We start from the raw sequence: 22,777 nt of genomic DNA, 5'->3' as shown, positions 1-22,777 counted from the left end.
ATGTTATTCGCCGGTGGGGGGGCCAGCACTTCTACATAAGGTCAGCGGGAATATGTCTGGGTATGAAGGACCTATACGAAGGTGTGAGTGCCGCAACCGGCACGGCGCGGATCGACCGGAAAAATGCCTGGCCCACAGGCGACGCAGGATAGGCCGTCGCGTTCGCGGGCAAGCCTGTAGGGTTTGCAGTGACGCGCTGATGAGAAGGGCTGGCCTGTCAAACCGTGTGCTTGAGCACCGATTCGATGCAGGCGATCAGTTCCACGCATCCGAACGGCTTGGGGAAAAGCGCCACGGGCTCGGCCACGCCGGGCTTGACCCGAGGCGGTGGGCCGGGGTGGCCGCTGATGATAATGACGGGAATCCGGATGTTCCGCGCAGCCAGTTCGTTGCACAGCTCGATGCCGCTCATGCCGGGCATCCTGATGTCCGATAGCAGGCAATCGGTCTGTTCGGGGCCGCCGCCGGAAAGGAACTCCAGGGCGCTGGCGTAAGTGTGTACTGTGTACCCGCTGGAACGCAGCAGGCCGTCCAGTGCTTTTCGAACGGATTCGTCGTCATCGACAACTGAAATGATTGCGGTGTTTGACATTGAGAGACCCGGCAGCGATATCAGGTCGCCATAACGGCGCCGTCTTCACTGCAAGATACCCTGTCCATGACCCGCGCCTAGTATACGTGGGTATGAAGATTCAGCCGGGCATATCCAGCGCCTGGCCCATGCGTACCAGATCGGCGAAGGAGCGGGCGCACATCTTGCGCATGGCCTGGCCGCGGTGGATCTTGACGGTAATCTCGCTCAGGCCGATTTCCCCGGCGATCTGCTTGTTCATCAGGCCCGAGATGGCCAGCGCCATGACCTGCCTTTCCCTGGGCGTCAGTGCCGCATAGCGAGCTTCCAGCGCCTGGCGGGCGCGGTCGGACTCGCGGCGCAAGCGGTCTCGCTGATGAGCGGCAGATACCGCATCGATCAGGTCCTGCTCCCGGAACGGCTTGCTCAGGAAATCCACCGCCCCGGCTTTCATGGCCCGGACCGTCATGGGGATATCGCCGTGGCCGGTCATGAACACTATCGGCAGGTTGATGTTGGCCGCCGCCAGTTCCTGCTGGAAATCCAGGCCGCTGGTGCCCCGCAGGCGTACATCCAGCACCAGGCAACTGGGGACGGCGGGGCGGGGGAATTGCATGAACTGCGCTACCGAGCCGAATAGCTCCACCTGCAGGTCGATGGAGCGCAACAGGCTGCCAAGGGCCTCGCGCAGTGGCGCATCGTCGTCGACGATGTAGACGATCGGTTCCTGGAGATTGGCCTGGCGAGCGGCGTGATCGAAAGTCATGGGCGTGTCCGAGGCGGTCATGGGTCAAGGGATAAGCGGCAATGCGAACCTGAACGAAGTCCCTCGACCGGCTTCGCTGGTGGCCCAGATCCTGCCGTCGTGGAATTCGATGATGGAGCGACAGATGGCCAGGCCCATGCCGAGGCCGTTCTCTCTCGTGGTGAAGAACGGGGTGAACAGCGAAGGCAGGACATCCTGCGCGATGCCCGTGCCCTGGTCAGTCACCTCCAGGACGGCCTCGTTGTCCTCTATCCAGGTGCGTATCTGCAGGAGCCGGTCGCTGACCGCAACGGCGTCCATGGCATGACAGGCATTGATGACCAGGTTGATGATCACCTGCTGCAATTGCACCCGGTCGGCGCTGACATGGCCTGCGCAGGTCGCCAGGTCCACTTTCGCCGTGACCTTGTGCAGCACCAGTTGCTGCTGGACCAGGTTCAGGGTCTCGTTGACCACTTCGTCCAGCGACTCGGCCTGACGCCGTGGATCGCATTTGCGCGACAGCGACCGGATACGGTCGATGACTTCGCTGGCGCGGCTCGAGCTGGCGACGATCCGCTCGAGGGAATCGAGGGCTTCCTCCAGGTCGGGCTGCGGACGCTCCAGCCAGCGTCGACAGGCCTGGGCACTGCTGGTGATGGCGGTGAGCGGCTGGTTGACTTCATGGGCAATGGAGGCGGCCATTTCCCCCAGCGAGGTCAGGCGGGTGACATGGGCCAGTTGAGCCTGGGCGCGGAACAGCGCTTCCTCGGCCTGCTTGCTGGCCGTCATGTCCATCAAGGCCCCCAGGTACTGGAAACGACCCTGTGCGGAAGGCAGGAGGCTGGCGATCAGATGGATATGCTTGATGCGCCCGTCAGGCATCAGCAGCCGCAGCTCGACCTCGATCTGGGGGGCGCGACGGGCGGCCTGGCCGAACATATCCAGCACCCGTTCGAGGTCTTCGGGGTGGGTGCGTTCCAGCACCATCGAAACCGTCGGCGTCTTGCCGCTGGGGTATTCGAAGATCCGCGCCGACTCCTCCGACCAGGACAGGTCCGAACGATCGCCGCGAAAGCCGAAGCTGCCGGTCTGGCTCAGGCGTTGGGCTCCGACCAGATAGGCCTCGTTGTGGCGCAGGCTGTCGGACGCCTGCTTGCTGCGCAGCGCCAGGAACGCGATGGCGGACAGGGCCGTCAGGCAGCGAAAGAAGCCGGTGGTGGAGTCCCAGCGATGATAACCGCCGTTGTACAGGAACATCGCCGTGAGCAGGAGCATGCACATCAGCGCGACGGTGATGACCAGGTTGATGGAGAACAGGTTGGCCGCCATCAACAGCAAGGTAATGTAGAGCAGGGTGGGGGCCAGGTCGGATCGGGTCTCGGAATTGATGATGACAATGCCGCAGGCCACCACCAGCCCGACCGCCCAGCCCAGGGCGTTCACCAGCGGATGGGGACTGATCCCCATCGAAGGTCGCGAGGCGATCTGACAGGGGGCGTACCGGAGGCTGTCATGGATGCTTTTGAACATCGTGGCGGGTGTGGGCACGCTGGCGGACCTTTTGTATTTTTTGAGGGGCCGGCTCCGGGGCGTCGCAAGGACAGAGCTTCGGTCTCGTATCTTAAAAGTGCCGCGTTTTCGCCGGTAGGACAGAAAACCCTGAAATCCTGCCAGCATCGGATCTGGCAGGCCGGGGTCAGCGGGAAAACCGTTGACGGTAGTCCCGTGGGGAAATCGAAAGGTGGCGCTGGAAGGTGAGGCGCATCCGCTCCTCGTCACCGAAGCCGCACGACCGGGCAATCTGGTCGATGTTGCGCTGGGAGTCTTCCAGCAGCCGTCGCGCGGCTTCCAGGCGGAACATCTCCACGGCCTTGGCCGGGGTATGTCCCGTGCGACGCTTGTAGACCCGGGCGAAATTGCGCGGACTCATCCGGGCCTGGCGAGCCAGTTGTTCGATGGTCAGGTCATCGTCCAGGTGCTGGCTGATCCAGACGTGCAGCTCGTCGAATCCGGCGCTGTCCCGGGTCTGCAATTGCAGCAGTTGGCTGAACTGCGCCTGTCCGCCGGGCCGCTTGAGAAACACCACCAGCTCCCGGGCCACTTGCAGCGCGACTTCGCGACCGCAGTCGGCTTCGACCAGGGCCAGGGCCATGTCGATGCCAGCACTGACGCCCGCCGAGGTCCATATCCGGTCCTGCTGGATGAAAATCGCGTCCAGGTCGACTTCGACCGCCGGGAAACCGTTCCTGAGCATCTCGCACATGGCCCAATGGGTGGCGGCCCGGCGCCCGTCGAGCAGGCCTGCCTGGGCCATCAGGAACGTGCCGCTGCATACCGATGCGGTGCGCCTGGCCTTGACCGAGGCGGCCCGCAGCCAATCCACCAGATCGACGCAGTCGATCATGGCCTGGCGGATATCGGGGGCGCCGGGCACGATCAAGGTATCGATAGGCGCCTCGTCGAAGCGATGCAGGGCGCAGGTGTCCACGGCGAGGCCTTCGGCGGTTCGCATCAACCCGCCGTCGAGGCTCGCCGTGTGCACTGCGTAGCCGGGCAGGCCACGTTCAGTCATGGCCTTGGTAGCCGCCCAGAAGACGGTCTGGGCACCGGTCAGGTCCAGCAAGCCCATCTGCGGGTAGGCCAGGAAGACCAGGGTACGGGGCTGGCAGATCGAATCGCTGGCGACGACGTCATGGTTCATCTGGTTCATGCTGGCTTCGCAGTCCGTGATTGCCCAAGGGAAGGACAAGGTATCGAACGGCACGATACCGGATCGCCCCAATGCTCGTCGATTGCCCGTATCCGGCAGCCTTGCTTGAGGGACAGGCCCGCGGTGCTGGCGTTATCAAGGCACTTTCAGTTCATTGCCTAACCCTCTGACCTGCAAGCTTTTGAGTGGCACTCAACGGCAAATCAAGACACCATAGCGCCCATGGTTCTGTACACCGGAGTTTTTCAGCGTGGCGCAACACTCTCCCGATCTTCCTCCCGAACTTCTACCCGTGGCCCAGATGCCGCTGCTCAAGCGCCTGGCCGCGCGCTTGTTCGGCCACGGCCTGACGCGGCTGCGAGCCCAGCACCGGGCATCGTGGTTGCACGGTCAGGCGGATGGTTTTCGTAGTGGTCATACCGCCGGTTTCGATTACGGATATCAGGAAGGCCGGGCCGAGGGGCTGGAAGAGGGGCGCCAGGTCCTGTTGATCCGTGACGCTCGCAGCACCGAGCACCCGGCGCCGAGAGTCGATGATCTGTTGTTCGATGACTGGCGCTTGCCCTTGACCGCTGAACTGAAGAAACGCATCAAGGCGGATGTGGCCCGATTGCTGCCCGCCCACGCGCAGCCCAGTGCCGCGCAATGGAAGATGATTTTCAGCGACACACCGTCCACCTCGGTGGTGGCGGGGGCCGGTGCGGGCAAGTCCACGACCCTGGTGCTGCGTATCGTGCTGCTGTCCCAATACCTGGGGTTCGAACTGGATTCGATGACCGTGGTGACCTTCACCCGCGAGTCACGCAAGGATTTCATCCAGAAACTGATCGAGGTTTTCGCCTTGTGGGGGCGTACGGTCAGTCTCAAGGAAGCGCGAGACCTGGTGCGGACCTTCCATTCGAGAATTCTGCCCATGGTGCGCAGCCTGCCGGGATTCGAACGGCTCCAGGCTTTCGAGACCCTGAGCCATCGCGCGGTGGCGGGCGATGACGATGAGGGCAATCCCTTTGACTTGCGCATCAATGATGCTCAACGCCAGCAGCTAAACGCCTGCTATCACCACCTTTACCAGCGCGATGAACGATTCCGTGAGCTGATCGGCTCGCTGTCCCGGCACGCCCTGCAACTCAAGGCCTTGGAGCGCGACCACCCCGATGTACAGAAACGCGTCGCCGTCACCGAACTTGCCGCCCAGCGTGACGAAGAGTTGTGCGATGCCATCGAGGACCTGTGGTTCCGCGCCGGGGCGTGGCCCATCAAGGGCATCGAGCCCAGGCGCCAGACCTTCCAGATCAACGGCTCGACATTCCACTGCCATGGCTACATTGCCTCGCTGGATGCCTGGGTAATGCTGGGCTTCGACCCGCAGGAGGATGCCCGGCTCAGCCGACCGGGGGCACGCCTGGGCATCCGGGCGGAATGGGCTGTAAAGCGCACCCTGTTTCAAGCTTTCTGTCGTAAGCCATTGATATGGATAGAAAGTTACGAATCGTCAAGACGTGTTTTGAGTGCGTTGGCTGGGGATGCCAGCGCCGGCCCAGGGTTCGACTATAAGGTCAAGGGCGAACTGGGGGCGGCACCGCTGCTGGATTGTTTCGTGGCCGCCGCCAGTTTCATCGAGAACCTTGGCCTGGACGTTCCGGATGCGGTAGGACAGATGTGCTTCGCACAGGACGACCCGGACCGATACTTTTTCGAGGCACTGAGTCGTTTCTGGCGAGCCTTCGAAGACCATCTGCTCGACCAGTCGCCACCTGTGATGACCTACAACCGGATGTTCGCGCTGTTCAGCGAGCATTCACCGGAAAACTTCAGATTGCTGGGCGATGAGCAACTACGGCCCTTGTCGCACCTGATGATCGACGAGTTCCAGGACGTCTCGCCGCAGATCGTCTCCTGGCTTCGCGCCTGTCTTCGAGAAGTGCGCAGTCGTGGAGCGGCCATGCACGTGGGGCGCGCCGCGCAACGTTCGTCATTGCTGTGCGTGGGGGACGACTGGCAATCCATCTACGGCTGGCGCGGCAGCTCACCCAGTTACTTCATGGCGTTCACCAAGCAGTTTCCGTCGCCGGCGAACACCCGGGTCATGCTCACGGACAACTACCGCAGCCATCAATACATCATCGATGCGGCCGAGCACATCGTGCGGGCCGCCGCCGCCATCCCCGGCAAGAAAGCCAAGGCCAGCGGCAAGCCTTCGGTACCCAGCCCGGTCGCGGTGCTCGACCGCGACGACGAGGGCATGGCCCGCAAGCTGGAAGAACATTATCGCAAGGGCGATTCAATCTTGATGTTGTATCGAAAAACAAGCGATAAGCTTTTGATAGAAAAGCATATTCAGCCAATAGTTAATGTGGATTCTAGCTTGCCGCATCCGGCTCGCCGCTTGCGCCAGATGACCTATCACAGTGCTAAAGGGCTACAGGCGGATGCGGTATTCCTGCTTGGTGACTGCCAGCACCTGAGCAGCTCGCCCTACAAGAATCAGGTCTACCGAATGGCCGGGCTGGGACAGGACGGGGATGCCGAACCGTACGATACGGCGCAGAAAGACGAGATCCTGCGCCTGGCCTACGTGGGGATCACACGAGCAGTGCAGCACTGCTACTGGTACGTCGACGGGCAGGAAGGCCAGGCCGCCAACGCGCCCAGGGCCTCGGATCGCATCGGAACGGGCAAGGCCTTCTTTGCCGACCAGCGTCGCGCCCGGGGTGGGTGACGGTTCGCCAGGGTGTGAAACCGTCGCCCACAAAAAAGCCCACTGGCGTGGGCTTTTTTCGTCAGGATGCAAATCGCCTCAAGCCAACGGGAGGCACAAAGGCTTCCAGCTCCGCTTCCACCGCCTCGATGATTCGCTCCACATCGGGAGCGTTCATCACGGTCGCGCAGGGAATGCCCGCAATCGCGATCATGGTTTCGCCGCTGGCGCGGTCGAACAGACGGGCCACCATGCTGCCCGGGGCGTCCATACTGGCCTCGAAACCCATGGGATGGAAATGCCAACGCATCAACTGGCAGGCGTTGGGAAACGTAACCTTGCCGGACGATCCTCTATTCATCTGTTGCCCGCCCTCTTCATCAAGCGCTTCCTTTTGCTCATGTCAGGAAGGAAGAACCATCATGGCTCTACCAGTGAGACCTAAAAATAGCACCTGAAAATGAATGTCATGTGGCTTTTTTCAGTCCATTTTGCGATTGGTTCACTTTTTTTTGATCTGCATCATGACTTGGGCATTGGAAATCATATTGCCATCATTGGCGGGGTGGGGACGCTTCAACCTCCCGAAACGGCTCTGGGACGCAGCTTCGCAAGGCAATGCCCAAAGCCAGGACCAGCAATAATGAAGCGACGGCGAAGGTGAAATTCAGGCCGTTGGTGACCGCTTGGGCAGTGGCCGCGCCGATACCGTTCGTCGGCAGCGCGGCGGCGAAGACCGCGCCGAGCACCGAAGCGCCGGTGAAGAACCCCAGATTGCGCGACAGGTTGAGCAGCGCGGAGATGACGCCACGCCTGCTGGCGGGGATTTCGGCCATCACCGCTGTGTTGTTGGCGGTCTGACACAGTGCGTAGCCCACGGTGGTCACCATGATCGTCGCGATGTAGCCGGTCGTTCCCAAAGACGCTGACAACAGCGTCAGCCCGACGCAGCCGAGCAGCATGATCGCCAGCCCGATCAACCGTATCGTGCCCGCGCCGAACCGGTCCACCAGCCGCCCGGCAGGCACCCCGCTCAACGCGGTTGTGGCGGGTCCGACGGCCAGGGCCAGCCCCACCTGGGTCGCCGGTAGGCCAAGGGCGATGGCCAGGTAGAACGGCCCCACCAGCAGGGTCGCCATCATCACCGTCGCCACCAGGGCGTTGGTGGCCAGGCCACCGACCATGGGGCGATCACGCAACAGCCCCAGGGGAATCAATGGCGATATGGCTTGCTTCTGGACCCGGATGAACAACCCCACGCACAGGGCGGCCAGCGCCAGCAAGGCGGCATGAGTCCCGTCGAAATGCCCGCGACCCTGGGTCATGGCCAGCGCGTAGGCGCCCAGGGCCATCGCCAGCAACACCGTGCCGGGGATATCGAAGCGGATGCTGTCGGTGCTGGTCGCGCTGGCGCGTGCAGGCAGGAAGCGCCAGGCGAGCAGCAGCGTCAGCAGCCCCAAGGGGACGTTCAGCAGGAAGATCGCCTGCCAGCCGAACCCCTCGATCAGCGTGCCCCCCAGGGAAGGGCCAAGGGCCGTACCCACCGCCGACAGGGTGCCCAGCAGCCCCATGGCGCTGCCGGTCCGGTCCTTGTCGACCAATTCGCCCACCAGGGCCAGGGTCAACGTCATCATGATGGCCGCCCCCAGGCCTTGAAAGGCTCGTCCCGCGACCAGCCACCCCAGGGACGGTGCGAGGCCGCACACGGCTGAGGCCAGGGTAAACAGCAGGATCCCGGCCAGCAGCAGTCTGCGTCGCCCCAGCAAGTCCCCCAGGCGCCCGACGCTGACGATCAAGGTGGTGATCGCCAGCAGATAAGCCAGCACCACCCATTGCACCGCCTGAAACGATGCATTCAGCCCGTGGGCCAGCGCCGGCAAGGCCACTGCAGCGACACTGGCGCCGAGAGAAGCCAGGAGCGTCGCCAGCGCAAGGCTGGACAGCGCCCAGCGTGGCCAGGCCGTGGTCCGAGGAGATGTGTCGAGTGGCGGGCACTGTTGCGTATTGACTGGCTTCATCGCGGTTCCTCTGTCTGCGGCTTTCCTGAAATGGAGCTGTCAGAACGGTACGCCCAGGCTTAACATGGCGGAAGACGCAGCATTTGCACTTTATAGCTGCATACGACGCCATCTCTCAGTACAGGGCCGTGCGAATGTCCGTTCCAGACCTCAACCTGCTGATCACCCTCGATGCATTGCTGTCGGAGGGCAGTGTGGCCCGTGCCGCCAAGCGGCTGCGGCTCAGCCCGTCGGCGATGAGCCGGGCACTGGCACGGTTGCGGGACACCTTGGCAGACCCGCTGCTGGTGCGGGCCGGGCGAGGGTTGGTCCCCACGCCACGGGCGCTGGCGTTGCGCGAGCAGGTCGCACAGTTGGTACAGGATGCCCAGGCTGTGCTGCGCCCCGTGCAGATTCCGGACCTGCGACGGTTGAGCCGGACCTTCACCTTGCGCACCCGTGAAGGGTTCGTGGAAAACTTCGCGGCGGACCTCATCGCCCGCATCGCCGAGCAGGCGCCTGGCGTGCGGTTGCGCTTCGTGGACAAGGCCAACAAGGACAGCACGGCCCTGCGCGAGGGCAGCGTGGACCTGGAAACCGCTGTCGTGGACCAGGACACCGGCCCCGAATTGAGAACCCAGGCGTTGTTCACAGACCGTTTCGTCGGGGTGGTGCGCGTGGGGCATCCGCTGAGCCTGGCCCAGGTCAGCGTCGCCGACTACGTGGCGGGCGGGCATATCGGGGTTTCCCTGCGCGACCTCGATCACGGCCCCATCGACCGCGCGCTGGCAGCGTCGAACCTGTCGCGAGACATCGCTATCACGGTCCCCGGGTTTTCCACGGCCCTGGGGCTTGCCGGTGCCAGCGACCTGATCGCCACCGTGCCCGAACGCTACACCGAGCGGCTTCGCGTCGGCTTGCACAGTTTTGCGCTGCCGTTTGCGGTGCCGTCCTTCACGATAGCCATGCTCTGGCACCCACGGATGGAGGCCGACCCCGGGCATCGTTGGCTTCGAGGTTGCCTGCGAGAAGTCTGCGCGGCGAAAGTCGGTGAACACGAAAAGCCTTGATGCTCCTTACATGCGTTGAAAACCGCCTCGCCTGACCTTCGTCCCAAGAGTTTTCGTAGAGTGCTTGGTAGATATTGATTAATAGCGTTTCGCTGGCACTTAGTTGTTGAAACTGCGACGGGTTTCGCCAAGTCGTGTTTATCGATATTTAATATTTAAATAGGATTTTGTCCGACAATCCTAAACGAAATTCGATAAGCGCCCGTATTAACGGGGACAGCGCCGCGTACCCGGCTTAGTTGCTTGAACGGGTGCTTTGCGGATTCGAAAAAAATTCGCTAGACGTTTGATTTCGAATTGTGTCAGTTTTCGTGCGTCCTCAATTGGGCGAGTGATTGGACGATCTCGCCAGAGATTGTCTGTCTGACAAAAACTGTTCCATTGCAAACAAGGAAGTGTGTTTATGTCGAAAATCAAAACCAGCGCCATTGATTCTGCCGATCAACTCCTGTGGGCTCCGCAGCCCTTGGCCGCCCCCAGTACCGCATTCAACCAGATCAATAATTTCAGCCATCAATATGACCGGGGTGGGGACCTGACCATCAACGGCAAGCCTTCGTATTCCGTGGATGAAGCCGCCACCCAGTTGCTGCGTGATGGCGCGGCCTACCAGGATCGGGACGGCAGCGGCAAGATCGAGCTGACCTATACCTTTCTGACCTCTGCCTCCTCGAGCACCATGAACAAGCACGGGATCAGCGGTTTCAGCCAGTTCAGCGCCCAGCAGAAAGGCCAGGCGGTCCTGGCCATGCAGTCCTGGGCGGATGTTGCCAACGTCACGTTTACCGAAAGGGCCAGCGGCGGCGACGGCCACATGACCTTCGGCAACTACAGCAGCGGCCAGGACGGTGCGGCGGCCTTCGCCTACCTCCCTGGTACCGGCGCGGGGTATGACGGGACGTCCTGGTACCTGATCAACAGCAGCTACACCCAGAACAAGAACCCGGACCTCAACAACTACGGTCGCCAGACCCTGACCCACGAGATCGGCCACACCCTTGGCCTGGCCCACCCCGGCGACTACAACGCCGGTGAAGGCAGCCCGTCCTACGATGATGCCACGTATGCCGAGGACACCCGCGGCTACAGCCTCATGAGCTACTGGAGCGAAAGCAATACCGACCAGAACTTCAGCAAGGGCGGGGTCGAGGCCTATGCTTCCGGACCGTTGATGGACGACATCGCCGCCATCCAGAAACTCTACGGGGCCAACACCAGCACCCGTACCGGCGATACGACCTACGGCTTCAATTCCAATACCGGTCGCGATTTCCTCAGCGCTTCGTCATCGTCGGACAAGGTGGTGTTTTCGGTATGGGACGCGGGCGGACGCGATACGCTGGACTTCTCCGGCTTCACCCAGAACCAGAAGATCAATCTCAACGATGCCTCGTTCTCTGACGTTGGCGGCATGGTCGGCAACGTGTCCATCGCCCAGGGCGCAACCATCGAAAACGCCATTGGCGGCTCGGGCAGCGACCTGCTGATCGGCAATGAAGTGGCCAACGAGCTCAAGGGTGGTGCCGGCAGCGACATCCTGTGGGGCGCGGGCGGCGCGGACAAGCTGTGGGGCGGTTCGGGCTCGGACACCTTCGTGTTCGCGGCCAGTTCCGACTCGCGTCCGGGCGCCACGGACCAGATCCTCGATTTCGTCAGTGGCCTGGACAAGATCGACCTGACGGGCATCACCAACGGCGCAGGCCTGCATTTCGTCAATGCCTTCACCGGTGCGGCGGGCGATGCGGTGCTCTCGACCTCGGGTGGCAATAGCGTACTGGCGGTGGACTTCTCCGGCCATGGCGTGGCTGACTTCCTGGTCAGCACCGTCGGCCAGGCAGCCGTCTCGGACATCGTGGCCTGATATCGCTACCCTGGGGCGCTGGCGCTGGTCGTGTTGAAGACGCACGGCTGGCGCCAGCCCCCAGGGGCAGCGTTGGAATCAAGAAATGAGTAGAAATTCCATGCACCGTAGCGCCCCGGCAATCGCCTGGCTACTCGCTACCTCGCTATCGCTTTTTGGAGAAGTCGCCATGGCACGCAGCTTGTTGCTAGCAGAACCCTCACAGTTGGCTGGTGTCTGGCGGGCCGTCTTGTCTGGCCCCCAGGAAAATGCGCCGGCCCAGGCATTGCAGGACAAACCGTCCAACACTTGCACGATCGAGCTCAACGCGGACCAGAGCCTGGGCGGCCAGACCGATTGCCTGGGTCACTGGCTCGGAGATGAACCGGTGCATTGGTTCCCCGAACCCGATGGGCTTTCGCTGATCGGCAAACACAATGCCCGGACACATCTGGGATTGCGCCAGACGGACCATTACCAGGTGACGCTTAAATCCGGATTGAAAATCCTGCTTGAACGCGATATCCCGCAAAGCGCGCGTTAAATCGTTCGTACAATATCGCCGATTTGCACTCGCTTGTTTGAACAGGTGCGAACAGGGGTGTGTGCCACTTGAATGAGTAGGGGTTGCACGAAAAATTGCCGAGGGACGATCAGGCACTTTTCGTACAAAGCCTGGAAGATTGGCAAGTTGCAGAGTTATCAACTCACTGGCAAAGCCAACAGCAAGGAAGATCGATGAACATGGCAAGGAGCGCTGCCGCGCTGCCGCTGATTAAAGCGCTGGGCGATTATAAGAATATTCTGTTGAGTGTCGGTTGTTTTACTGCGCTGATTAATGTCCTGATGCTGGCACCTTCGATATATATGCTTCAGGTGTACGATCGCGGGCTGTCTTCGCAAAACGAAACCACATTGGTGATGTTGTCGTTGATGGTGGTGGGGTTTTTCGTGTTCATCGGGCTGTTGGAAATGGTCCGCAGTTTCATCGTCATCCGCATTGGCAGCCAACTGGAGCGGCGCTTCAACCTACAGGTCTACAAGGCCGCGTTCGAGCGCAACCTGTTCCAGGGCGAAGGCAACGCCGGCCAATCCCTGGGCGACCTGACCCATATTCGCCAGTTTGTCACCGGGCCGGCGCTGTTCGCCTTCTTCGATGCACCGTGGTTCCCGATCTATCTACTGGTGATCTACCTGTTCAATGTCTGGCTCGGCGTGTTCGCCACCGTCGGCACTTTGTTGCTTATCGGCCTGGCCTGCCTGAACGAAATCATGACCAGCAAGCCGTTGGGGCAGGCCAGCGGTTATTCGCAGCAGTCCAGCCAATTGGCCACCAGCCACCTGCACAACGCCGAATCCATCCAGGCCATGGGCATGCTCGACGCCTTGCGCAATCGTTGGTTTGCTGTGCACTCGCGTTTTCTCGGCCTGCAGAACCAGGCCAGCGATACTGGCGCGGTGATCAGCGCCTTCAGCAAGACCCTGCGCCTGTGCCTGCAATCCCTGGCACTGGGATTGGGCGCGGTGCTGGTGATCAAGGGCGACATGACCGCCGGCATGATGATCGCCGGCTCGATCCTGATGGGCCGGGTGCTGAGCCCCATCGATCAGTTGATTGCAGTATGGAAGCAGTGGAGCGGTGCCAAATTGGCTTATCGCCGTCTGGATGCGTTGTTGCGCGCCTATCCGCCTCAGGACGACACGATGCCATTGCCACCGCCCAAGGGCCAGGTGAGCTTCGAACAGGTCAGCGCCGGGCCTCCCGGACGACGCCAGGCGACCTTGCATCACGTCAGCTTCGGTCTCGCCGCCGGGGAAGTGCTCGGGGTGCTGGGCGCCTCGGGGTCCGGCAAGTCCACCCTGGCCCGGGCGCTGGTGGGGGTATGGCCGCTCCTGGGGGGCACGGTGCGGCTCGACGGGGCCGATATCCATCGCTGGAACCGCGACCAGCTGGGCCCGTACATCGGCTACCTGCCCCAGGACATCGAGCTGTTCAGCGGCACCATCGCCGAGAATATCGCCCGGTTTCGCGAGGCCGATCCGCAGAAGGTCGTTGCCGCCGCGCAGCAGGCCGGCGTGCATGAGCTGATCCTGCGCATGCCCCAAGGCTACGACACGCTGCTTGGAGAGGACGGCGGCGGCTTGTCGGGTGGCCAGAAACAACGGGTGGCCCTGGCCCGGGCGATGTACGACCGGCCGAGCCTGGTGGTGCTCGACGAGCCCAACTCCAACCTCGACACCGTCGGCGAGGCCGCCCTGGCCAGCGCCATTGCCCTGATGAAAGCCCAGGGCACCAGTGTCGTCCTGGTGACCCATCGCTCTTCGGCCCTGGCCCAGGCCGACAAGCTACTGGTGCTCAACGAAGGCCGGCTCCAGGCCTTCGGTCCGAGCCAGGACGTGCTGCGAGAGCTGTCCGGACAAACCCAGGCTCCACGGGATAAGCCCCCGGCAGCGCCCAGCGGAGTGAGCATGAGCCGCCAGTATCACGCCAACCGCCAGCCCGGCAGCGTATGAACAAGGATCGCGATATGAGCCTCGAACATTCTTCGCGCTCGGGACAACACCTCGAGCGTCCCGAACGCGACGCCCGTTTTTTTACCCGCATGGGCTGGGCATTGGCGCTCATCGGCGCGGGCAGTTTTTTCACCTGGGCCAGCCTGGCGCCCCTGGACCAGGGCATCGCCGTGCAAGGCACCGTGGTGGTCTCAGGCAAGCGCAAGGCCGTGCAGTCGATGAGCAGCGGCGTGGTGAGCCGGATCCTGGTGCGTGAAGGCGAGGCGGTCAGGCAGGGCCAGGCGCTGTTCCGGCTTGACCAGACCCAGGCCGCTGCCGATGTGCAATCGCTGCAGGCCCAGTACCGCATGGCCCGGGCCAGCCTGGCGCGCTGGCAAAGCGAGCGGGACAACCTGGGCCAGGTGAGCTTCCCGTCAGAGTTGGGCGATGACCTTGATCCCCGCCTGGCGTTGGTGCTCGAAGGCCAGCGCCAGCTGTTCAGCAGCCGCCGCGAGGCCTTTGCCCGGGAGCAGGCCGCGTTGCGCGCCAGCATCGATGGCGCCACGGCGCAACTGGCGGGCATGCGTCGGGCTCGCAGCGACTTGAGCGCCCAGGCCAATTCACTGCGTTCGCAACTGAGTAACCTGCAACCTCTGGCGGACAATGGTTACATCCCGCGCAATCGCTTGCTGGAGTACCAGCGGCAATTGTCGCAGGTACAGCAGGAGCTGGCCCAGAACGCCGGTGAAAGCGGCCGGGTGGAGCAGGGCATCGTCGAGTCGCGCCTGAAGCTGCAACAGCATGGCGAGGAATACCAGAAGGAAGTGCGCAGCCAGTTGGCCGATGCCCAGCTCAAGAGCGAGACCCTGCAACAGCAATTGAAATCCGCCGGCTTCGAGCTGCAACACAGCGAGATCCTTGCCACCGCCGACGGCATCGCCGTCAACCTCGGGGTGCACACCGAAGGGGCGGTGGTGCGCCAGGGCGATACCTTGCTGGAAATCGTGCCCCAGGGCACGCGGCTGGAGGTGGAAGGGCATCTGCCGGTCAACCTGGTCGACAAGGTGGGGCTTCATCTGCCGGTGGACATCCTCTTCACCGCCTTCAACCAGAACCGCACCCCCAGGGTCGCGGGCGAAGTCAGCCTGGTCTCGGCCGACCAGATGCTCGATGAGAAGACCGGCGAGCCGTATTACGTGCTGCGCAGCAATGTCGGCGAGCAGGCGCTGGAAAAGCTCAATGGCCTGGTGATCAAGCCTGGCATGCCGGCGCAGATGTTCGTGCGCACCGGCGAGCGCTCGCTGCTCAACTACCTGTTCAAACCGCTGCTCGACCGAGCCGGCTCTGCGTTGACCGAAGAATAAGGATGTCCGGTGGCATGAAGTATTTCCAGTGGTTGGCGGTGCTGGCTGTTTCCGCCTGCGGCAACGTCTGGGCCATGGGGCCATTCGAGATCTATGAGCAGGCCCTGCGCAACGACCCGGTCTACCTCGGGGCTATCAAGGAACGCGACGCGGGCCTGGAGAACCGCGCCATCGGCCGTGCGGGGCTGCTGCCTCACCTGGGTTACAGCTATAACAAGGGGCGTAACCGATCCAAGGTGACCTATCTCAATGACCACGGCGCCAGTCAGCATGACAATCGCAACTACAGCAGCTACGGCTCCAGCCTGACCTTGCAACAGCCGCTGCTGGACTACGAGGCCTACGCGGCCTATCGCAAGGGTGTGGCGCAGGCATTGTTCGCCGATGAAAATTTCCGCAGCAAGAGCCAGGAGCTCCTGGTGCGGGTGCTGAGCCATTACACCCAGGCGCTGTTCGCCCAGGATCAGATCGACATCGCCCAGGCCAAGAAACGGGCGTTCGAACAGCAGTTCCGGCAGAACGAACACATGTTTCGCCAGGGCGAAGGCACGCGCACCGACATCCTCGAGGCCGAGTCGCGATACGAGCTGGCCATTGCCGAAGAAATCGAAGCCCGCGACGAGCAGGATGCCGCCTTGCGTGAGCTTGGCGCGCTGATCGGTGTGCCGGCGCTGGACATCGGCGACCTGGCGCCACTGAACGAGACCTTCCAGGTGTTCACCCTGCAACCGGCCAGTTTCGACAGCTGGCATGGCCTGGCGGTGAGCAACAACCCGACCCTGGCTTCCCAGCGCCAGGCGGTAGATGTGGCCCGCTTTGAAGTGGAACGCAACCGCGCCGGACACCTGCCCACCATCAGCGCCTATGCAACGATGCGCCAGAACGAGTCCGAAAGCGGCAACACCTATAACCAGCGCTACGACACCAACACCATCGGCCTGGAAGTCAGCGTGCCGTTGTATGCCGGCGGCGGGGTCTCGGCGTCGACCCGCCAGGCCAGCCGCAACATGGAACAGGCCGAATACGAGCTGGATGCCAAGACCCGCGAAACCCTGATCGAGCTGCGCCGCCAGTTCAGCGCCTGTGTGTCGGGGGCGAACAAGCTGCGGGCCTACCAGAAAGCCCTGAGTTCCGCCGAAGCGCTGGTGGTGTCCACCCGGCAGAGCATCCTGGGCGGCGAACGGGTCAACCTCGATGCGCTCAATGCCGAACAGCAGCTCTACACCACACGCCGCGACCTGGCCGAGGCCCGCTATGACTACCTCATGGCCTGGACCAAGTTGCACTACTACGCCGGCACCCTGGGGGAACAGGACCTGGCGAAAGTGGACGAGGCCTTCGTGACACGGGGGCAATAGCCGACCAAGGCAACCCAAGGATTCTTGCAACAACTAAGGATGGTTCGTGATGAAGACCGATAACAAGAAATACCCCTCGCTACCGGGGCGCCTGTTCCTGCCCAGGACGCTCAACCGCGCCATGCTCTGCGCCCTGGCTACCCTGGGCACGGCCCAGGCGGCGCCCTACGTCGAGGGTGGCCGGCCCGGGGATCCGGCCAGTTGGCGCAGCGCCGAATTCGATGCGCAGTGGGGGCTTGGGGCGATCAATGCACAGCAGGCCTACGCCGCCGGCTACACTGGCAAGGGCGTCAAGCTGGGTATCTTCGATCAACCGGTCTATGCCGCCCACCCGGAATTCTCCGGCACCGACAAGGTGGTGACCCTGGTCACCAGCGGCATTCGCGAATACACCGACCCGTACATTCCGGTGAAGGCCGGCGACCCGTTCCGCTATGACGGCTCTCCCACGGTGGGCTCCGATGGCAAGCTCGGCTCCCATGGTACCCACGTCGGCGGGATCGCTGCCGGCAGCCGCGATGGCGGGTCGATGCACGGCGTGGCGTTCGATGCGCAGATCATCAGCGCCGATAACGGCGACCCGGGGCCTGAAGACGGCATTATCCGGGGCAACGATGGCGCGGTGTACAAGGCCGGTTGGGATGCGCTGATTGCCAGCGGGGCTCGGATCATCAACAACAGCTGGGGCATCGGCATCACTGACCGCTTCGACCAGGGCGGCCGTGACCCGGCATTTGCGCATTTCACCGTGCAGGATGCGCAGTTGCAGTTCGACCAGATCGAACCGCTGCTGGGTACCCGGGCCGGGGGCGCCTACGAAGGGGCCATCGCCGCGGCCCGCAGCGGGATCGTCACCATCTTCGCCGCCGGCAACGACTACAACCTCAACAACCCCGACGCCATCGCGGGCCTGGCGTACTTCGTGCCGGACATCGCCCCCAACTGGCTGACGGTGGCGGCCCTGCAGATCAACCCTGACACCAGCAGTGCCGACCCGTACACCATCAGCACCTTCTCTTCGCGCTGTGGCTATACCGCCAGTTTCTGCGTCTCGGCACCGGGCACCCGGGTCTACAGCGCCGTGATCGGCGGCACCAGCCTGGACGACCTGACCGTGGGCTACGCCAACAAGAGCGGTACGTCCATGGCCGCGCCCCATGTGGCCGGCAGCGTGGCGGTGCTGATGGAGCGTTTCCCCTACATGACCGGTGCCCAGGTGGCCAGCGTCTTGCGCACCACGGCCACGGACATGGGCGCGCCGGGTGTCGACGCGCTGTACGGCTGGGGCATGATCAACCTGGGCAAGGCCATCGACGGGCCGTCGATGCTGGTGACCGCGCAGGATATACCCCAAGCGTTTCGGGTCGATGGCGCCTATGGCTCCGGCCAGTTCGTCGCGAATCTGCCGGGGATCGGCGCGGTCATCGATGCAGGCCTGCCCACCCAGCGAGTGTGCAGTGGCATACAGTGCGGCCTGGATGTCTGGCGCAACGATATTTCCGGGCACGGCGGCCTGACCAAGGAAGGCATCGGCACCCTGGTGCTCACCGGTAACAACACTTACAGCGGACCGACCCTGGTCAACGAAGGGCGGCTGGCGGTCACCGGCTCCCTGGCCTCGGCCGTGACCGTGAACGAGGGCGGTATCCTCGGCGGCAACGGTCGCATCGCCAGCCTGACGGCGAAACGCGGCGCCAGCGTGGCACCGGGCAACTCCATCGGCACCTTGCAGGTGGCCGCAGACGTGACCTTCGAGCCCGGCTCGAATTACGCGGTAGAGGTGTCTCCTGTCTCCAGCGACCTGATCGTTGCCGGCGGCAAGGCCATCATCGACGGGGCGACGGTATCCCTGTCTCTGGAAAACAGCCCGACACTGCTCACCGCCGGTGAAGTGAAAAGCCTGCTGGGCCGGCAATTAAACATCCTGCAGGCGGCCGGCGGCATTGAAGGGCGCTTCGATCAGGTGTTGCCCGACTATGCGTTCCTGGGCGGCGACCTGGCGTACTCCGCCAGTGGCATCCAGTTGGCGGTGGCGCGCAACGCGACCTCCTTCAGCAGCCTTGGCCTGACGCCCAACCAGCGCGCCGTGGCGAGCGCAGCCGAGCAATTGGGGGCGGGCAACGCCTTGTATGAAGCGTTGTTGCTGTCCCCCAGCGCCGCGGTGGCGCAACAGGCATTCCAACAGCTGTCCGGCGAGATCCACCCGGCCATCGGCACGTTGCTGATCAATGACAGCCGTCATCTGCGCGACGCGGTGACCGACCGGTTGCGTCAGGACGCGCTGTACGACGCCGCCGCGCCGACCGATGCCGGCAGCAATGCCTGGGTCAAGGTCCTGGGAGCCTGGGGCAAAAGCGACGGCGGCAACGAAAACGCCAGTTCCACCAGCTCCATTGGCGGTCTGCTGGCCGGTGTGGATGGCCTGGTCGCCGACGGGACGCGGCTGGGCTTCGTCACCGGGTACAGCGACAGTTCGTTGAGCATGGGGGATGGCACCCACTCGTCAGCCAAGGCAGACAGCTATCACCTGGGGGCGTACCTGGGGCATGAGATCGATGCCCTGCGCCTGACGGTGGGTGGTGCCTACGCCTGGCATCGCATCGATGTCCAGCGCGACCTGCAATTCAACGAGGTGAACGGCCGGGAGAAAACCAAGCGTGATGCCCGCACCGCCCAGTTCTTCACCGAGGCGGCGTATCGCCTTGATCTTGAACCCGTGGCCCTGGAGCCGTTCGCCAACCTGGCCTATGTGCACCTGGACAGCGACAGCTTCCATGAGAAGGGCGACGCCGCGGCCTTGCGTGCCGGTGACGACCGTCGCGACGCGCTGCTGTCGACGCTGGGCGTGCGGGCCGGGCATACCCTGGCGTTGTCCAGGACGCAGCAGTTGCAGCTGTCCGGAACCCTCGGCTGGCAGCACAACCTGAGCGACACCCGTTCCGAGCAGGACCTGGCGTTCGTCGGCGGTGGCAGCACCTTCGCGGTGCAGAGCGTGTCCATGGACCGCAACGCGGCGGTGGTGGGGGCCCGTGCCGGGCTGGCGGTGGCCAAGGACGTCCAGCTCAACCTGGACTACAACGGCCTGCTCGGTTCCCGGGACAAGAACCACGGCGTCGGCCTGACGCTGGACTGGCGCTTCTGAAAACGTTGCCCGGCCGCTGCTGTGCGAGCGCGTCGGGCAAGGCATATCCACTCATTCCAACAACAAAAAGAGTGCAACAACCATGGGAATCTACGACTACAAGAACTTCGGCACCATCGAATCGAAGGCATTGGTCAGCGATGCGATGGCGATCATGCTGTATTCCTATCACAACCTCGACCACGGTTTTGCCGCCGGGTACCAGCAGAACGGCTTCGGCGCCGGCCTGCCCGCGACCTTGGTGACGGCCCTGCTGGGAGGCACCGACTCCCAAGGGGTGATTCCCGGCGTGCCATGGAATCCCGACTCGGAAAAGCTGGCCCTGGAAGCGCTGCAAAAGGCCGGCTGGACCCCCATCGGCGCCTCCCAGTTGGGCTATGCCGGCAAGGTGGACGGCCGGGGAACGTTCTTTGGCGAGAAGGCCGGCTATACCACCGCCCAGGTGGAAATCCTCGGCAAGTACGATGCCGACGGGCAGCTCAAGGAAATCGGGATTTCCTTTCGCGGCACCAGCGGTCCTCGTGAAAACCTGATCAGCGACTCCATCGGCGATGTAATCCATGATGTGATGGCCGCGCTGGGCCCCAAGGACTTCGCCAGAAACTATGTCGGCGAAGCCTTCGGCAACCTGCTCGGCGATGTCGCGGCATTTGCCCGGGCCCATGGCCTGACAGGCGAAGACGTACTGGTCAGCGGCCACAGCCTGGGCGGGCTGGCGGTCAACAGCCTGGCGGACCTGAGCGGCGACAAGTGGGGGGGCTTCTACAGCGGCGCGAACTACATCGCCTATGCATCACCCACCCAAAGCGCCAGTGACAAGGTCTTGAACATCGGTTACGAGAACGACCCGGTGTTCCGGGCGCTGGACGGCTCGACGTTCAACCTGTCGTCGGTGGGGGTACATGACGCGCACCAGGACTCGGCGACCAACAACATCGTCAGCTTCAACGACCATTACGCCTCGGCGGCATGGAACGTGCTGCCGTTTTCCATCCTCAACATCCCGACCTGGATTTCCCACCTGCCCACGGGCTACGGCGACGGCATGGGGCGGATAATGGACTCCGCGTTCTATGACCTCACCGGCAAAGACTCTACCATCGTGGTCGCCAACCTCTCGGACCCGGCACGCGGTAATACGTGGGTGCAGGACCTCAATCGCAACGCCGAGGCTCATACGGGCAGCACTTTGATCATCGGCAGCGACAAGGATGACCTGATCCAGGGCGGGCAGGGCAGCGATTACCTGGAGGGACGCGCCGGCAATGACACCTTTCGCGACAGTGGCGGCTACAACGTGATCCTGGGCGGTCAGGGCAACAACACCTTGCAGCTGCAACAGTCGGTGAAGGATTTCAGTTTCGCCCATGATGGGGCGGGAACGCTGTACGTGCGTGACGCCCATGGGGAGATCAGCATGACCCGCGACATCGGCACGCTGGTGAGCAAGGAGTCCGGCTCGTTCTGGGGGCTGCTCAAGGATCAGGTGAGCCACAGCGTCACCGCGAACGGCCTGGTCAGCGATGGCCATGTCACCGCGTATGCGTCAGCGGTCAAGGGCGGTGCGGCCAACGATACCCTGGCGGCCCGGGCGACAGGCGACTGGCTGTTCGGCCTGGACGGCGACGATGTGCTGGTGGGCGGCGCGGGGAACGACACCTTCGTGGGCGGTTCGGGCAAAGACGTGATGCAGTCCGGTGGCGGACAGGACACGTTTATCTTCAATGGCGCGTTCGGCCAGGACCGCATCAGCGGGTATGATGCCGGCGACACACTGGTGTTCCTGGGCGTCCAAGGCGCCGGCGCGGGTTACGACTACCGCCAGCACCTGTCGCAGGTGGGCAACGACACCTTGCTCAAGGTAGGCGACAGCTCCGTGACCCTGGTGGGTGTCGGACTGGCCCAGGTAGGAGGCGACGGCCTTGTGTTCGCCTGATTGACTTGATTCGAGGAAGACGTGAGAGGGGGCATCGACCAGGAGGGAAACCGGGCCGTCAAGGCTTCGGCACCGCATGAGGTCATGTCCCCTCGTCACGTATGAGGAGAGGTACTGCAGTGAAGGGTAGACAAGGGTTGTTCATCGGTCTGATGGGGGCAATGGTTTCGGTTGGCGTGCTGGCGGATCTACCGGATCAGTCGATCCTGACCCGGTATGGCATCTCTGCCGACCAGTTGCCCATGGCCGAGGGCGACCACCGCGCAGATGCGCCTTCGCACCTGCCGCGTTTCGAGTTGCAGATGCCCAGGTCCTGGATCAGGGTGGACATCGAGGCGGCGAAGAGGCCGGGCATCACCGGAAACATCAGTATCGATCGTTCCAACCGGCAGGAATACGAGCATTGCCTGCGCATGCAGGAACAGTCCTTGCGAAGGACGGGGGCGACCATCAGTTGCGACGAGGGCGGCCTGGCCCTGGAAATGGATGTCGATCAGGTCCGCTGAGCGAGAGCGGCCCCCCGGGGGCAGAGGGCCTGTAGAGGATCAGTCTTCCTTGCGGATCGTCGCCACTTCGTCGGCGCGAACCCGGACTTTCTTGCCCGAGATGTCTTCGAATTCATAGAAGCCATCGGAGGTGCGGGTGTTGGGGGTGTCCTGGGTCAAATACTGGGTGCCGTTCTGCAGGGTCACCACGGTCGGCGTCGAGCAACCGGCCAGCGCCAGGAACGCGGCAGCGGCCAAAGGCAGGCCCAGAAATCTGATGTTCATATCCATAACCTCTCGATCAAAGGCGCGGTCAGGCTGATTCGACCGCGCCACTACTGTAGTCAACCGCCATTGGTCTCGCT

General features: G+C 63.1%; 17 protein-coding genes. 10 read left to right on the top strand and 7 right to left on the bottom strand.

Annotation, left to right across the window (positions count from 1 at the left end):
• Window positions 1–217 precede the first annotated feature (217 nt).
• The 4 genes from AC1M7R_RS26045 to AC1M7R_RS26030 all read right to left on the bottom strand — a co-directional run bounded on the left by AC1M7R_RS26045 (window position 218) and on the right by AC1M7R_RS26030 (window position 4,020).
• Complete coding sequence (locus AC1M7R_RS26045) at window positions 218–592, bottom strand: response regulator transcription factor (RefSeq protein WP_072398450.1); 375 nt, start codon at window positions 590–592, stop codon at window positions 218–220.
• A 100-nt stretch (window positions 593–692) separates the two neighbouring features.
• Window positions 693–1,337 (bottom strand): response regulator transcription factor, encoded by a 645-nt coding sequence (locus AC1M7R_RS26040; protein WP_072398451.1) that lies wholly within the window; start codon window positions 1,335–1,337, stop codon window positions 693–695.
• 24 nt (window positions 1,338–1,361) lie between these two features.
• The gene (locus AC1M7R_RS26035) at window positions 1,362–2,786 is read right to left on the bottom strand and encodes a sensor histidine kinase (protein ID WP_072398494.1); all 1,425 of its coding nucleotides are present in this window, start codon (window positions 2,784–2,786) and stop codon (window positions 1,362–1,364) included.
• Window positions 2,787–3,015: 229 nt separating this feature from the next.
• The gene (locus AC1M7R_RS26030) at window positions 3,016–4,020 is read right to left on the bottom strand and encodes a GlxA family transcriptional regulator (RefSeq protein WP_092181767.1); all 1,005 of its coding nucleotides are present in this window, start codon (window positions 4,018–4,020) and stop codon (window positions 3,016–3,018) included.
• A 259-nt stretch (window positions 4,021–4,279) separates the two neighbouring features.
• Here AC1M7R_RS26030 and AC1M7R_RS26025 point away from each other — a divergent pair, with 259 nt between their 5' ends.
• Entirely contained in the window at window positions 4,280–6,748 is a 2,469-nt protein-coding gene (locus AC1M7R_RS26025; protein WP_072459343.1) for a UvrD-helicase domain-containing protein, read from the top strand.
• 61 nt (window positions 6,749–6,809) lie between these two features.
• Here the strand turns inward: AC1M7R_RS26025 and AC1M7R_RS26020 are convergent, their stop codons facing one another.
• Together AC1M7R_RS26020 and AC1M7R_RS26015 are read right to left on the bottom strand one after the other, a co-directional pair.
• The gene (locus AC1M7R_RS26020) at window positions 6,810–7,088 is read right to left on the bottom strand and encodes a DUF1652 domain-containing protein (protein ID WP_072398453.1); all 279 of its coding nucleotides are present in this window, start codon (window positions 7,086–7,088) and stop codon (window positions 6,810–6,812) included.
• A gap of 193 nt (window positions 7,089–7,281) precedes the next feature.
• Window positions 7,282–8,745, bottom strand: coding sequence for an MFS transporter (locus AC1M7R_RS26015; RefSeq protein ID WP_490610117.1), 1,464 nt, complete (start codon window positions 8,743–8,745; stop codon window positions 7,282–7,284).
• Window positions 8,746–8,879: 134 nt separating this feature from the next.
• Here AC1M7R_RS26015 and AC1M7R_RS26010 point away from each other — a divergent pair, with 134 nt between their 5' ends.
• From AC1M7R_RS26010 to AC1M7R_RS25970, 9 genes are all read left to right on the top strand, one after another.
• Window positions 8,880–9,794: a LysR family transcriptional regulator gene (locus AC1M7R_RS26010; RefSeq protein WP_072398455.1), complete on the top strand. Its 915-nt coding sequence runs from the start codon at window positions 8,880–8,882 to the stop codon at window positions 9,792–9,794.
• 403 nt (window positions 9,795–10,197) lie between these two features.
• The gene (locus AC1M7R_RS26005; RefSeq protein WP_072398456.1) at window positions 10,198–11,655 is read left to right on the top strand and encodes a serralysin family metalloprotease; all 1,458 of its coding nucleotides are present in this window, start codon (window positions 10,198–10,200) and stop codon (window positions 11,653–11,655) included.
• A gap of 100 nt (window positions 11,656–11,755) precedes the next feature.
• Entirely contained in the window at window positions 11,756–12,178 is a 423-nt protein-coding gene (locus AC1M7R_RS26000; RefSeq protein ID WP_083568891.1) for an AprI/Inh family metalloprotease inhibitor, read from the top strand.
• A gap of 194 nt (window positions 12,179–12,372) precedes the next feature.
• Complete coding sequence (locus tag AC1M7R_RS25995; protein ID WP_072398458.1) at window positions 12,373–14,148, top strand: type I secretion system permease/ATPase; 1,776 nt, start codon at window positions 12,373–12,375, stop codon at window positions 14,146–14,148.
• Complete coding sequence (locus AC1M7R_RS25990) at window positions 14,145–15,491, top strand: HlyD family type I secretion periplasmic adaptor subunit (protein WP_072398459.1); 1,347 nt, start codon at window positions 14,145–14,147, stop codon at window positions 15,489–15,491. The genes AC1M7R_RS25995 and AC1M7R_RS25990 overlap by 4 nt, the downstream gene beginning before the upstream one ends.
• Before the next feature lie 14 nt (window positions 15,492–15,505).
• Window positions 15,506–16,849 (top strand): TolC family outer membrane protein, encoded by a 1,344-nt coding sequence (locus tag AC1M7R_RS25985; RefSeq protein WP_072398460.1) that lies wholly within the window; start codon window positions 15,506–15,508, stop codon window positions 16,847–16,849.
• A 121-nt stretch (window positions 16,850–16,970) separates the two neighbouring features.
• The gene (locus tag AC1M7R_RS25980; protein WP_490610500.1) at window positions 16,971–19,991 is read left to right on the top strand and encodes an autotransporter domain-containing protein; all 3,021 of its coding nucleotides are present in this window, start codon (window positions 16,971–16,973) and stop codon (window positions 19,989–19,991) included.
• Window positions 19,992–20,073: 82 nt separating this feature from the next.
• Entirely contained in the window at window positions 20,074–21,927 is a 1,854-nt protein-coding gene (locus AC1M7R_RS25975; protein ID WP_490610116.1) for a polyurethane esterase, read from the top strand.
• 119 nt (window positions 21,928–22,046) lie between these two features.
• A complete protein-coding gene (locus AC1M7R_RS25970) occupies window positions 22,047–22,433 on the top strand; it encodes a hypothetical protein (RefSeq protein ID WP_072398463.1) in 387 nt (128 codons plus the stop codon).
• Window positions 22,434–22,472: 39 nt separating this feature from the next.
• On the opposite strand, the gene AC1M7R_RS25965 is transcribed toward AC1M7R_RS25970, so the two are convergent.
• Window positions 22,473–22,697, bottom strand: coding sequence for a YgdI/YgdR family lipoprotein (locus tag AC1M7R_RS25965; protein WP_053151286.1), 225 nt, complete (start codon window positions 22,695–22,697; stop codon window positions 22,473–22,475).
• Window positions 22,698–22,777: the final 80 nt, after the last annotated feature.

Source organism: Pseudomonas sp. MS01C9, assembly GCF_058202755.1.
This window is presented reverse-complemented; position numbering and strand designations above follow the sequence as displayed.

Bases quoted from the DNA above. Each gene is read 5' to 3' on its own strand.
- AC1M7R_RS25990 (WP_072398459.1), top strand. From the start codon at position 14,145: ATGAACAAGGATCGCGATATGAGCCTCGAACATTCTTCGCGCTCGGGA.
- AC1M7R_RS25985 (WP_072398460.1), top strand. From the start codon at position 15,506: ATGAAGTATTTCCAGTGGTTGGCGGTGCTGGCTGTTTCCGCCTGCGGC.
- AC1M7R_RS26035 (WP_072398494.1), bottom strand. From the start codon at position 2,786: ATGGGGATCAGTCCCCATCCGCTGGTGAACGCCCTGGGCTGGGCGGTC.
- AC1M7R_RS26015 (WP_490610117.1), bottom strand. From the start codon at position 8,745: ATGAAGCCAGTCAATACGCAACAGTGCCCGCCACTCGACACATCTCCT.
- AC1M7R_RS26000 (WP_083568891.1), top strand. From the start codon at position 11,756: ATGCACCGTAGCGCCCCGGCAATCGCCTGGCTACTCGCTACCTCGCTA.
- AC1M7R_RS26020 (WP_072398453.1), bottom strand. From the start codon at position 7,088: ATGAATAGAGGATCGTCCGGCAAGGTTACGTTTCCCAACGCCTGCCAG.
- AC1M7R_RS25980 (WP_490610500.1), top strand. From the start codon at position 16,971: ATGCTCTGCGCCCTGGCTACCCTGGGCACGGCCCAGGCGGCGCCCTAC.
- AC1M7R_RS26030 (WP_092181767.1), bottom strand. From the start codon at position 4,020: ATGAACCATGACGTCGTCGCCAGCGATTCGATCTGCCAGCCCCGTACC.
- AC1M7R_RS26040 (WP_072398451.1), bottom strand. From the start codon at position 1,337: ATGACTTTCGATCACGCCGCTCGCCAGGCCAATCTCCAGGAACCGATC.
- AC1M7R_RS25995 (WP_072398458.1), top strand. From the start codon at position 12,373: ATGAACATGGCAAGGAGCGCTGCCGCGCTGCCGCTGATTAAAGCGCTG.
- AC1M7R_RS26005 (WP_072398456.1), top strand. From the start codon at position 10,198: ATGTCGAAAATCAAAACCAGCGCCATTGATTCTGCCGATCAACTCCTG.
- AC1M7R_RS25975 (WP_490610116.1), top strand. From the start codon at position 20,074: ATGGGAATCTACGACTACAAGAACTTCGGCACCATCGAATCGAAGGCA.
- AC1M7R_RS26045 (WP_072398450.1), bottom strand. From the start codon at position 592: ATGTCAAACACCGCAATCATTTCAGTTGTCGATGACGACGAATCCGTT.
- AC1M7R_RS25965 (WP_053151286.1), bottom strand. From the start codon at position 22,697: ATGAACATCAGATTTCTGGGCCTGCCTTTGGCCGCTGCCGCGTTCCTG.
- AC1M7R_RS26010 (WP_072398455.1), top strand. From the start codon at position 8,880: ATGTCCGTTCCAGACCTCAACCTGCTGATCACCCTCGATGCATTGCTG.